Consider the following 12,418-nt stretch of genomic DNA (forward strand, 5'->3'; position numbering starts at 1 on the left):
CCGCCGCCGGGTCCGTCGCCTTCCGGACACGACCGCCGATCACGGCTCGGAGAACCACATCCACGACAGTGGGGGGAGGGTCACCCGGCCGTCGCGGAGCTCGAGGGGATCGCTGCCCAGCACCTGCTCCAGCCCCGCCACCAGCCCGGCGTCGACGCTCGCGGGGTGCTCGGCCATGTTCGCCAGCCCCAGGAACACCCCGCTGCGGGGGTGGCGGCGGCGCCAGGCGAGGACGTGAGGATCGTCGAGCCCCAGGACGTCCGAGGTGCGGCCGGCGGTCAGCGCCAGCAGCTCCGCGCGAGTGGCGGCGAGGCAGCGCAGCCACCCGAAGATCCGCCCCTCCACCGCCGCCGGATCGTGGCGCCGTCCGAACGCCGCCTCGTCCATCCGCGGTCGGTGCAGCCAGCGGTTGTCGTCCGCCTTCGCGGGATCGTCCCGGTAGGACTCGTCGTTGGCCAGCCCGAGCTCGTCCCCCATGTACAGCAGCGGGATCCCGCCGAAGCCGTAGGTCACGGCGTGCAGCAGGACGAGGCGGCGGAGCGCGAGGTCGACGGCCCCGGCATCGCTCCGCTCCCGGGCCTCGTCGAGCCCGCAGAGCGCCGCCGCCGTGCCGGAGATCCGGGCGTCGCCCGTCTCGGGGTTCTCCTGGAACAGGGCACCGCGGGCGAAGGAGCCCGGGAACCGGCCGGAGTAGAAGTCGTTGAGGAAGCGGCGGTGGGCCGGGCCATCCCAGCCGACCGCGGCCGCGTCCACGTCGGACACCGCCCAGCCGATGTCGTCGTGGCACCGGACGTAGGTGGCCCACGCCGAGCTCTCGGGCGCGGATGTCATGCGGCGCAACGCCTGCACGGCCAGCCGGGCGTCCTTCGTGGCCAGGCACGACCAGAGCAGCACCATCAGCTGGTTGTGGTAGGCCAGCTCGCACTCCGGGCGCTCGCGCGGATGCCCGCCGAGGTAGGGCACGAGATCCTCGGGCGCGACGATCGCCTCCGCCTTGAACACCGTCGCGGGCGCCGCGAGCGCGACGGCCGCCCGCATCGCCTGCAGGATGTCGTGCACCTCGGGCTGGTTCTGGCAGTTCGTGCCGAGGCGCTTGCCCAGGAAGGGCGCCGCGTCCATCCGCACGATCTCCACGCCGCGGTCCGCGAGCTGCAGCACGGTGCCGAGCATCGCGGCGAAGACCTCGGGGTTCGTGTGGTCGAGGTCCCACTGGTAGTCCCAGAAGGTGGTCCACACCCAGCCGCCCGCCTCGTCGACAAGGCTGAACGAGCCGGGCGCGCGGTCCGGGAACACGTCCGGGAGGGTGGCCTCGTAGGCGTCCGGCACCGTGCGGTCCGGGAAGGACCGGTAGAAGGAGTTGCGGCCGGCGAGCCAGTCCTTCGCCCAGGCGTGCTCGCGGGCGGTGTGGTTGACCACGAGGTCCACGCAGAGGCTCATCCCGCGCTCGCGCAGGGCGGCGGCGAGCTCCTCGAGATCCGCCATCGTGCCGAGCCGGGGGTCGACGCTCGTGTAGTCCGCGACCGCGTAGCCGCCGTCGTTCTCCCCCTCGCGCGGGCGCAGCAGCGGCATGAGGTGCAGGTAGGTCACGCCGAGCTCGGCGAGATGGTCCAGGCGGGTGTGCAGGCCACGGATCGTGCCGGCGAAGCGGTCGACGTACGCGACGTACCCGACCATCCGCGGATGCTGGTACCAGCGCGGATCCACCTCGCGGCGGCGGTCCAGCTCCCGCAGCGCTGCGGGCCGGGCGGCGGCCGCGGCCAGGGCCTGGCGGACGATCCGGGCGGCGAGCCCCGCGGTGTCGTGGCGGTCGCCGAACAGGGCGTCGAGCGGGAGATGGAGATCGGCGAACCACAGCTCGAGCCGCGCCACGAACGCGACGGACTCGGCCCGCCCCAGCGTCCGCTCGGCCTCGATCCGGACCGCGGGCAGGAGCGCGCGCAGGCAGGCGGCGGCCGCGCGGCGCCGCTGGGCGTCGGGGAGCCGGCGGCGGGCGTCGAGGTCCGCCTCGTCGCGGTCGTCCATCCGCCCATCCTGCCCGCTGCGCCGCCCCCGGCGCGCCGCAGGGCCGGATGATCACCCGGCACAAGATCGCATGATCACCAGGACGTGACCGCGAATCCGGGGCCCGGAAAGTGCGGCTGTGTCCTGGTGATCACCGGGTGACGTGATCATCAGGACCTGTGGGCACCGTCCAGCTGCGGAGGGGGCGGGGGATCCCGCACAGCGCGACGACCAGCGCACACGCCAGTCCCCCCGTGACCGCGGCCAGCTCCGGGCCCGCGAACCCCGCGACCAGGCCCGCGCGGGCGTTCCCGATCCCCGGCGCCCCGGCCCCGACCACGTACTCCACCGCGGTGACCCGGCCCAGGTACGCATCGGGCGTCGCCAGCTGGATCAGGGTGCCCCGGGCGATCACCGAGAAGACGTCCGCGGCGCCCGCCACCGCCAGGCTCGCCAGGGTCGGGAGCAGGCCGCCGACCAGCCCGAACCCGGCCAGCGCCAGCCCCCACACCCCCGCCGCGACCAGGCTGACGAGCCCCGGGCGACGGGTCCGGCCGACCGGTCCCGACACCAGTCCGGCCGCGATGCCCCCGACCGCGACCGCGGAGAGGAGCAGGCCGAGCGTGCGCGGGTCACCGCCGAAACGGGCGTCGTTCACCGCGGGGAAGAGTGCGATCGGCATGGACAGCACCGTCTGTGCGAGGTCGACGACCAGCGCGGCCCGCAGCGCCCGCTCCCCCACCAGGAAGCGCAGGCCGGCGAGCATCGACCTCGGCGTGCCGTCTCCCTGCGGCCGCATCGGGGGCAGCCGCAGCACGGCGTGGAGCGCCGCGACCGTCACCACGGCGTCGACGGCGAACGCCCCCTGCGCGCCCCAGGCCGCGAGCACGATCCCGCCCAGTGCCGGCCCGCCGAACATCGCGACCTGGAAACCGGTCTGCTGCAATGCCAGCCCGGCACCCAGCCGTTCCCGTCCGAGCAGCCGCCCGACGAACGTGCGCCGCGCCGCCTGCCCGAGCGACGTGCAGCCCGTCTGCACCCCCACCAGCACGATCACCAGCAGCGCCGACCGGACGCCGAACGCGGCCGCCGCCGCGAGCGCCACCGCCGCGGCCGCCGCGGCCACACCGCTGCACAGCACCAGCCGCCGTCGCTCCAGCCGATCGGCCAGGGTGCCTCCGACCAGGCCGAACACGGCCGTCGCCAGGCCGGCGGCGAGCCCCACCGCCCCGACCTGCACCGAGCTGCCGGTCAGCTCCCACACGCTGAACAGGACCGCGACCTGGGCGAGCTGGGAGCTCGTCGCCGAGGCGGTGCCGCCGATCCAGAGCCGCCGGAAGGCCGGGGACTCGCGCAGCGGGCGCAGGTCCAGCGCGGCCGTCACCGGAGGTGCGCCTCGATCCGGTCGACGAACGGGCGGGCCGCGAGCGCCGCCTCCATGTCCCGGATGACCTGGGTCATCCGGTACGGCAGAGCGGCGTCGATCTCGTCGAACGCGGCCTCGGTGGCCCGCCACTCCGCCTCCAGGAACGGGACGAGCGCGCGGCCCTTCGCGGTCAGCGCGACCTCACGGGTGCGGGCGTCGGCACCGGGCGAGGTGTCGACCAGTCCCTCGCGCCGCATGGCCGTGACGGTCTGGCTCATCGCCGAATGCGTGACCCGGACCTGCGCGGCGAGCTCCTTCACCGACAGCGACCCCTGGTGGTGCAGCCGGATCAGCGCCATCGAGTACCGCGGCCGGACGCCCTCGACGCCCCGCCGGGCGTACAGCTCGTCGATGGCCGATCCCATGTGCTCCAGCAGGTTCTTGAGCGGGATCAGCCAGCTCTCGTACGTGGGATCGACCGATGTCACAGCGCTAATATAACAGCGCTGTCAGACCCCGCTCGCAGGGCGCCGCGGGGCCTCGGGCACGATTGGCGACGTGAGGCGCGGCGCGGTCACCCTGCTGGCCCTGGTCGCCGTCGCGGTCCTGGTCGTCGGCGGCGTCGTGTGGTGGTCGAACAGCAGGCCCGAGCCGAAGTGCGTGGTCACCGCGGCCGGGCGGACCGTCTCGCTGACCCTCGCGCAGGCCGAGTACGCGGCGACGATCGGCGGCGTCGGAGACGCCGAGAACATGCCCGACCACGCCGTGACGGTCGCGATCGCGACGGCCCTGCAGGAGTCCCGGCTGGCGAACCTCCCGGGCGGCGACCGCGACTCCGCCGGCCTGTTCCAGCAGCGGCCGAGCCAGGGCTGGGGCACGTACGCGCAGGTCACCGACCCGGTCCACGCCTCGCAGGCGTTCTACCGGGCGCTGCGCAAGCTACCCGACTGGCAGGACGTCACGGTCACCGAGGCCGCCCAGCTCGTGCAGCGCTCCGCCGCCCCGGACGCCTACGCCCAGTGGGAGCCGCAGGCGCGGGCGATCGCCGTCGCGCTCACCGGGGAGGAGCCCGCGGCCCTGCGCTGCCAGGACCTGACCCCGCGGACCCCGCCCGACGACGTCGCCACCGTGGCCGCCGCGGAGCTCGGCACCGCGACGCTCTCGGGGCCGCAGCCCGCGCAGCACGGATGGGCCTACTCGGCCTGGCTGGTGGCCCACGCACAGCGCTTCGACCTGGCCTCGGTCACCTACGACGGCCGGACCTGGACCGCGGACACGGGTGAGTGGACGACGACCGGGACATCCGACGGCCGGCTCTCCCTGGTCCGCGCCCCCGCGCGGTGAGCGAACGGCGCCGTCGTTCACACCTACTGAGCGAGCGGCCCGTTCGCCACGTCACGGCGACGGACGAGCGAGCGGCACCCTCGCTCACACCTACTGAGCGAGAGTGCCGTTCGCTCACTCAGGAGGGCGGGGCGAAGAACTCCAGGGCGGTGTTGTCGGGGTCGCGGAAGGAGACGCCCGAGCCGTAGTGGGCGTCCTTCACCCCGCCGTGGGCGACGCCGAGCTCGTCGAGCCTCGCGGCCCACCTCTCCAGCTCGGCGCGGTCCGCGCAGGCGAAGGCGACGTGGTCCAGCCCGGCGCGGCGCTCGTCGAACGCCCCGTCCCGCACCCCGCCGGGGTGGGTGTGGAGGCCGAAGAGGTGACCGCCGTCGAGGGCGAAGACCGTGTGGTGGAAGCCGCCCGCGGTCTCGTCCTCGTCGAGGACGGGCTCGCTGTCGAACAGCCGGGCGTACCAGCGCGTGCTCGCCTCGAGATCGGACACCGTGACGGCCACGTGGGTGAGCGCCGGGAACGGCATGGTGGGACCTCCGAACGTCATCGGTCGGCTGTGCCGAGGGTCGATCGGCCCGAGTCTCGAACGGCCTCCGCCCGGGCGGAACCTCCGTTCGGAGGGGATCTCGCCGCGGGTCGGCTCGAGGGGGCGGGATCAGGCCAGCAGAGGGGCGAGGCGTTCGGCGTGGTCCTCGAGGAGCGCGACGATCTCGGTGTTGGGTTCCGCGATCCGGTGCGGCGGGCCGGCGATCGCGAGGCCGGCGACGAGCGACCGGTCGCCGGGCGCCCGGATCGGGACGGCGAGACAGCCGCGGTCGGGGCGGAGCTCGCCGCACTGCCGGGCGAGGCCCAGGCCCGTGACCTGCTCCAGGACCGCGCCCAGCCCGGCGGCCGGGATCGTGTGCTCGGTGAAGCTCCGTTCCTCCCGCACCAGCGCGTGCCAGTCCGGCTGCTCGGCGAGCAGCAGCCGACCCAGGGCGCTGACCTGCGGATACCGGGCCAGCAGGGCCCCGTCCGACGGCGGGTGGTCCGGATCGGGATCGACGAGCACGACCTGGCCGGTGCGGAAGGAGGCCAGGTGCACGCCCCAGCGCACGAGCCCCCGCAGATGGTCGACGACGGCGCGGGCGGCCGTGGGCGGGGTCGTGACCACGGGCAGGGCGAGGCGGGCGGCGCGACGTCCGAGCTCGAAGCCCTTCAGGTCGGGCAGCCGGACGAGGTACTCCTCCGCGACCAGCAGGTTCAGCAGCCGGTAGGTGGTGGCCTGCGGCAGTTTCAGGGCCGCCGAGATCTCCTTGGCGGTGACCCCGGGCCCGGCCGCCACGACCTCCTCGAGCACGGCGAGCGCGCTGCGGACGGCCTTGGGCTGGCGGCCCGACAGCGGCGCGGGTCCCGTCACCGGCCGCTCCCCCGCCCGGGGGTCCGGCGGCCCACGGCGTCCCGGTGCCCCTCGAGGTCCGTCGCGGCTCCGGACCCGGTGGCGTCCCCGACCCGGCTGCCGCCGGTGTCCGACGCCACCCGGCGACCCGCGACGTCCGCCGCCACCGTCTCGTCGTACACCCCGATCCCGGCCAGCACCGCGGGCCGGCGGGTCCGCAGCCCGGCCCACCACCCCACGCCGAGCACCCCGACCCCGGCGAGGACCAGCGCCGACACCGGCCGGCTCACGAGGAACGCGACGAGCGCCGCGACCAGGATCGGCGCGATCACCGCGCTCGCCGCGACCGCCGGCCAGGTCAGCTCGCCGATGCGGCGCAGGAACACCGGGGCCGCCACGCACACCAGCAGGTAGGCGACGAGGAAGCCGGAGGTGGCGAGCGTCAGGAGCGTGACGAGCACCCCGCCCAGCGGCAGCCCGGCCGCCACCGGCACCACGAGGGCCGCGACGACGACCGGGACCGCGACGGCCAGCGCTACGTGCGGCGTGTGGAACCGCCGATGGGTCCGGCCGAGCGCCGCGGGGGCCACGCCGTCCCGCGACAGTGAGAAGAGGACCCTGACCAGCGCCGACGTCGTCGCCAAGGCGCAGGCGAAGAAGGACATGATCAGGCCGAGGTCGAGCACGACCGGCACCCAGGACCAGCCACGGGTGGTGGCCAGCACCAGGACCGGCTCGGACTGGCCGGCCAGCCCGCCCGGGGTGTCCGCGAACCCGACGACCTGGACGTGCGCCGCGAACAGGTACAGGACGCCGGCGACCGCGGCGGTGATCCCGACGGCGCGCGGCACCGTCCGGAAGGGGCGACGGGCCTCGGCACCCAGCGTCGTCGCGATCTCGAAGCCGATGAACGCGGCCAGTGCGGGCAGCACGCCCGCCACCACCCCGCCCGGGCCCGCGGCCGGTTCGCCGGAACCCGGCCCGGGGATCGGCCCACCGGCCAGAAGCAGCGCGAACACCACCACCAGCACGGTGATCGCCACGCTCTCCACCAGCAGCACCACCCGCGCCGCGAGCCGCACCCCGTGCAGGGCGAGCACCGCCACACCCCCGCCGACGAGCACCGCGACCGCCGCCGGCACCCACCGGCCGTCCGTCGCGCCGACGCGGGAGAGCAGGGCGTCCGCGTAGGAGGCCACGCCGGCCAGCGCCGCCGCGGCGAGCAGCCCGTACCCCGTGAGCAGCGCGATCCCACAGGCCAGCGCCGCGCCGGGGGCGAGGCCCTTGGCCGTGAGCGGGTAGAGACCGCCGGGCGCGGCCATCCGGCGCGTGAAGCGGGCGATGCAGCTGGCGATCAGCAGGGCCAACACCGTCGCGACCACGAACGACCAGACCGTCGCCCCGCCCGCGGAGGCCGCGACGATCACCGGGGTGGCGGCCATGGCGGCCGACGGCGCGGCCCCGGAGACCGACTGGGCGAGCACGTCCGGCGCGCCGAGGCGACGGCGTTCCAGCCCGTGCACCGGGGAACGGTCGCGCAGCATCCGAGCACGGTAGCCCGCCGCGGCGGGCTTGTGACCAGCCAGGACGGGTCGAATGAGAATTCCCGCGGGCCGATTCCCGGGCTGCGGGAACGGAGCCGGCTGTGATTCGCACCACCGGGAACGAGCGGTTGTGCCCGGCGGGGGCGGCGCGGAGGGTCGCGCCATCCGCCACCCACCTGGAGCCCCGTCATGAGCACAGGCACGGAAGAACGCAGACAGCTGACCGGCAGCCTCGGCGTCGGGTCGATCGTCTTCATGGTCGTCGCCGCCGCCGCGCCGCTGACCGTCATCGCGGGCACCGTCCCGCTCGGGCTCGCCGCCGGCAACGGCGCCGCCTTCCCGATGACCTTCGCCCTCTGCTGCGCGGTCCTGCTGCTGTTCGCGGTGGGGTTCTGCGCGATGAGCCGGCACGTCCCGCAGGCCGGCGCCTTCTACGCCTACGTCCAGCGGGGGCTCGGCCGCGCACCCGGCCTCGGCGCCGCGTTCCTCGCCCTGGTCACCTACACCGCCGTGCAGCTCGCCGTGGTCGGCTACATCGGCGCGGTGATCGACGGCCTGGTGCAGCACTGGGGCGGCCCCGCGCTGCCCTGGTGGGTGTGGTCGCTGGTGGTGCTGGCGATCGTGGGGGTGCTCGGGTACCGGCACATCGAGCTGTCCGGCAAGGTCCTCGGTGTCCTGCTGCTGGCCGAGGTGGCCATCGTCCTGGTGTTCGACGCGTTCGTCGTGGGTCAGGGACAGCACCTCTCGACAGCCCTGTTCAGCCCGGCGCAGGTGTTCTCCGGCGCCCCGGGCATCGCGGTGATGTTCGCGATCGCGAGCTTCATCGGGTTCGAGGCCACGGCCGTCTTCCGCGACGAGGCCAGGGACCCGCAGCGCACCATTCCGCGCGCCACGTACCTGGCGCTGATCCTGATCGGCGTGTTCTACACGCTGTCCAGCTGGGCCGTCGTGTCCGCGTGGGGCGACGCGGCGGCGGTCGAGGCGGCGGGCGCGGATCCCGGCGGCATGATCATCACGACGATCACCACCGTGCTCGGCCCGGTCGGCGGCGACGTCGCCCAGGTCCTGCTGATGACGAGCCTGTTCGCGGCGATCCTGTCCTTCCACAACGTCCTGGCCCGCTACTGACACGCGCTCGGCAAGGCCCGCGCCGTCCCCGCCGCCTGCGGGCGCAGCCACCCGCGGCACGGTTCGCCACACGTCGCGTCGCTGACCCAGTCCGGCGTGGCGCTGGTGTTCCTCGCGATCTTCGCGATCGCCGGGATGGATCCCGTCGCCCAGGTGTTCGCCTGGATGGCCGGCACCGCCACCCTCGGCGTGCTGGCTCTCATGGCCCTGACCTGCGGGGCGGTGCTCGTGTTCTTCCGCCGCGAGCGCGTGGACCCGCGGCCGTGGCACACCCTGATCGCACCTGCGCTCGGCCTCGCGGGCCTGCTCGCGTGCCTGTGGCTGACCGTCGCCAACTTCCCGACCCTGATCGGCGGCTCGCCCGCGCTGGCCGCCGGGATCGGCGCGGTCCTGGTGCTCGCCTTCGTGGTGGGGGCACTCTGGAGCCGCAGGCCCACCGCCGTACCTGCAGGAGGAACCGCATGACCACCCTCGAGAACCGCACCCACGCCCTGGCGATGACGTCCGAGGCCGAGGTCACGACCGTCCGCGAGGTCCTGCTCGCCGCGGGGCTGCTCACCGAGAACGTCCGGTACACCTTCTTCGCACCGGAGGAGCCGGCGAAGGCCGAGGTCCTCGCCGGGGGCGAGACCGACCGCCGCTTCCGCGCGGTGCTGCTCGACATCGCGACCGGCCGCTCCTGGGACACCGTGGTCTCGACCGGCACCCGCAGCGTGGTGTCGAGCCGGGAGCTCGATCCCCCGGTCGACGGCCAGCCGCCGATCATCGACACCGAGTTCGAGATGATCGAGGACATCCTGAACGCCGAGCCGGCCTGGCTGGAGGCACTCGCGAAGCGCGGCATCGCCCCGGAGGCCGTGCGGGCGGTCCCCTTGTCCGCCGGCGTCTACGACTATCCCGACGAGGCGGGCCGCCGGATCGTGCGCGCCTTCGGCTTCCGGCAGGACCACGAGAAGGACCACCCGTGGGCCCACCCGATCGACGGGCTCGTGGCCTATGTGGACCTCACGGCCCGCAGCGTGGACCGGGTGATCGACTCCGACCTGGTGGACGTCCCGCGGACCGGCGGGAACTTCGACGATCCCGAGGTGCAGGGCCCGCACCTGGACCTCAAACCCATCGAGATCACCCAGCCCGAGGGGCGCTCGTTCACCGTCGAGGACGGGCACGTGCGGTGGGGCAAGTGGGACCTGCGCATCGGGTTCAACGAGCGCGAGGGCCTCACGCTGCACCAGATCGGGTTCGACGGGCGGCCGATCGTCTACCGCGCGTCCGTCGCCGAGATGGTGGTCCCCTACGCCGATCCGGCCCCGGTCCGCTTCTGGCAGAACTACTTCGACTGCGGCGAGTACATGTTCGCCCGGTACGCGGACTCCCTGCAGCTGGGCTGCGACTGCCTCGGCGACATCCACTACACGGACGCGGTGATCGCGGACGACCTCGGCAACCCGCGCACCATCGAGAACGCGATCTGCATGCACGAGGAGGACTACGGGATCCTCTGGAAGCACTCGGACATGTTCACGGGCTCGCGGGAGACCCGCCGCCAGCGCCGCTTGGTGATCAGCTTCTTCACGCCGATCGGCAACTACGACTACGGGTTCTACTGGTACCTGTACCTCGACGGCACGATCGAGCTGGAGTGCAAGGCGACCGGGATCGTGTTCACGAGCGGCACGCCGGGCGAGTACGCGACGGAGATCGCGCCGGGCCTGGGGGCGCCGTTCCACCAGCACCTGTTCTCGGCGCGCCTGGACATGACGGTCGACGGCCCGCGCAACGCCGTCGAGGAGGTCGAGGCGCAGCGGGTGCCGATGGGCGAGGGCAACCCGTACGGGAACGCGTTCCGCCGCAGCGTGACCCGGCTGTCCCGGGAGTCCGACGCCCAGCGCGACGCGAACGCCGCGGCCGCGCGGACCTGGCACATCGTCAACCCGGACAAGCGGAACGCCCTCGGCCAGGAGGTCGGGTACGTGTTGCACCCGACCGGCCAGCCGACCCTCCTGGCCGACGACGCGTCGTCCATCGCGGGCCGGGCCGCCTTCGCGCGCAAGGCCCTGTGGGTCACGCGGTACGACCCTTCGGAGCGCTACGCGGCCGGGGACTTCGTGAACCAGAACCCCGGCGGCGCAGGGCTTCCCGCCTGGGTGGCGGCGAACCGGGCGGTCGACGGCGAGGACATCGTCGTGTGGCACACCTTCGGCCTCACGCACTTCCCGCGCCCGGAGGACTGGCCGGTCATGCCGGTGGACTACACCGGCTTCGTCCTCAAGCCGGCGGGCTTCTTCGACCGCAACCCGGCCCTCGACGTCCCACCCACGACGTCGACGCACTGCCACTGAACCCCTGTGAGTGGCGATGGTCGCCAGGGCGACCATCGCCACTCACGAGGTGGGTTGGAGGGCTGGGCGGCGGAGGCGGAGGACCAGGGCGGCGATCGTCAGGGCGACGATCACCAGGGCATAGACCTCCGCGGTGGCGCGCAGGCCGAAGGCGGTGCTGGCGAAGCCCGCGACCAGCGCCGGGACGCTGAAGGCCAGGTAGGCCACGGTGAACGCCACCGCGAGCAACGCGCCGCGCTCGTGGGGCGCGGCGATCCGGGCGAAGGTGCCGAAGGTGGCCAGCGCCGCGGCGCCGAAGCCGGTGCCCGCGACCAGGGTGCCGAGCGCGGCGAGCGGCAGGAGGTTCGTCGACACCGCGACGACCGTCGTCAGGGTCCCGGCGCCGAGCAGGGCCGCACTGGGCGCGAGCAGCGACAGCGCGCTGCGGCGGCGCACCAGGAAGGCCGTGACCGCGCCCGCGCCGCAGAACAGCGTGACCACGAGCCCGCCGGCCACGTGGTCGTGCAGCCCGAAGATCGCGGCGACCACGGACGGCCCGAGCGAGAGGTACAACCCGGTCAGCGCCCAGCTCGCGACCAGGACGGGCACGATCGGCACGAGATCGGCGCGCAGGTGCGCGGGCACCCCCACGACCGGGCGCAGCGACGCCACGGCCGCGGGCCGGCGCCCGCCGCGATCCGCCAGCACCGCCGTCTCCGGCATCAGGGCCACGATCACCGCCGCGGCCCCCATCCCGCCGATGAGCAGCGCGTACACGAAGCGGGTCGGCTCCGGGCCGTACTGGACGAGGACCCCGCAGCCCAGTGCGCCGAGCGCCAGGCCGCCGGGCGCGGCCAGGGAGTTGACCAGGCCCGCGCGACCGGGCGTCCGCTCGAGATCGGTGAGCGCGGCGCCGAGCGTGGTGATCGCCGCACCCGTCGCGATCCCCTGCAGGAGACGGGCCGCCGACAGCACCACCACGTCCCCCGCCAGCACGAACAGCACCAGGGCGACGGCCTCCAGCACGATCGCGCCGGCGAGGACCGGCCGCCGTCCGATGTGGTCGGACAGGCTGCCCACCACCAGCAGCGACGCCAGCAGGCCGAACACGTAGATCGCGAAGACCACCGTCAGCACCGTCGGGGTGAAACCCCACAGCTGCTGGTAGACGACGTACAGCGGGGTCGGCGCGCTGGACGCCGCCATGAACAGCACCACCACCGCGGCCACCGCCGCGAAGAACCCGCGTCTGGAGTCCATGACCAGCCTTTCGCACAGATCGTTGCGTTAACGGCGCCGACGCTACGCCATCGCAACGATCGCTGCATTAGCCTATCGCAGTGAT

Annotated in this window: 9 protein-coding genes and 1 pseudogene; 3 read left to right on the forward strand and 7 right to left on the reverse strand. The window is 74.1% G+C overall.

Translation table 11 applies throughout. The features are described 5' to 3' along the window. Positions 1-39 precede the first annotated feature (39 nt). From ABD324_RS05355 to ABD324_RS05365, 3 genes are all read right to left on the reverse strand, one after another. Complete coding sequence (locus ABD324_RS05355; RefSeq protein ID WP_344412937.1) at positions 40-2,022, reverse strand: alpha-amylase family protein; 1,983 nt, start codon at positions 2,020-2,022, stop codon at positions 40-42. A 130-nt stretch (positions 2,023-2,152) separates the two neighbouring features. Continuing rightward, positions 2,153-3,385, reverse strand: coding sequence for an MFS transporter (locus ABD324_RS05360; RefSeq protein WP_344412939.1), 1,233 nt, complete (start codon positions 3,383-3,385; stop codon positions 2,153-2,155). Then, positions 3,382-3,855, reverse strand: coding sequence for a MarR family winged helix-turn-helix transcriptional regulator (locus ABD324_RS05365; protein WP_344412941.1), 474 nt, complete (start codon positions 3,853-3,855; stop codon positions 3,382-3,384). Before ABD324_RS05365 ends, ABD324_RS05360 begins: the two co-directional genes overlap by 4 nt. 70 nt (positions 3,856-3,925) lie before the next feature. On the opposite strand from ABD324_RS05365, the gene ABD324_RS05370 reads away from it, so the two are divergent. After that, positions 3,926-4,711, forward strand: a complete 786-nt coding sequence (locus tag ABD324_RS05370) for a hypothetical protein (RefSeq protein WP_344412943.1) — start codon at positions 3,926-3,928, stop codon at positions 4,709-4,711. 118 nt (positions 4,712-4,829) lie between these two features. On the opposite strand, the gene ABD324_RS05375 is transcribed toward ABD324_RS05370, so the two are convergent. The 3 genes from ABD324_RS05375 to ABD324_RS05385 form a co-directional block, all read right to left on the reverse strand. After that, positions 4,830-5,249 (reverse strand): VOC family protein, encoded by a 420-nt coding sequence (locus tag ABD324_RS05375; protein WP_344412945.1) that lies wholly within the window; start codon positions 5,247-5,249, stop codon positions 4,830-4,832. Between the two features lie 108 nt (positions 5,250-5,357). Next, positions 5,358-6,101 (reverse strand): IclR family transcriptional regulator, encoded by a 744-nt coding sequence (locus tag ABD324_RS05380; protein WP_344412947.1) that lies wholly within the window; start codon positions 6,099-6,101, stop codon positions 5,358-5,360. Next, on the reverse strand, positions 6,098-7,624 hold the full coding sequence (locus ABD324_RS05385; protein ID WP_344412949.1) for an APC family permease: 1,527 nt from the start codon (positions 7,622-7,624) through the stop codon (positions 6,098-6,100). The genes ABD324_RS05380 and ABD324_RS05385 overlap by 4 nt, the downstream gene beginning before the upstream one ends. A 189-nt stretch (positions 7,625-7,813) precedes the next feature. On the opposite strand from ABD324_RS05385, the pseudogene ABD324_RS05390 reads away from it, so the two are divergent. After that, positions 7,814-9,217: pseudogene (locus tag ABD324_RS05390) on the forward strand (APC family permease). Next, positions 9,214-11,094 (forward strand): primary-amine oxidase, encoded by a 1,881-nt coding sequence (locus ABD324_RS05395; protein ID WP_344412951.1) that lies wholly within the window; start codon positions 9,214-9,216, stop codon positions 11,092-11,094. The pseudogene ABD324_RS05390 and the gene ABD324_RS05395 overlap by 4 nt, the downstream one beginning before the upstream one ends. A gap of 42 nt (positions 11,095-11,136) precedes the next feature. Here the strand turns inward: ABD324_RS05395 and ABD324_RS05400 are convergent, their stop codons facing one another. After that, positions 11,137-12,333 carry an MFS transporter gene (locus ABD324_RS05400; RefSeq protein WP_344412953.1) on the reverse strand — a complete coding sequence of 399 codons (1,197 nt, stop codon included), beginning with the start codon at positions 12,331-12,333 and terminating at the stop codon, positions 11,137-11,139. Positions 12,334-12,418 lie beyond the last annotated feature (85 nt).

This window comes from Pseudonocardia ailaonensis (assembly GCF_039531635.1).
Taxonomy (GTDB): Bacteria; Actinomycetota; Actinomycetes; order Mycobacteriales; family Pseudonocardiaceae; genus Pseudonocardia; species Pseudonocardia ailaonensis.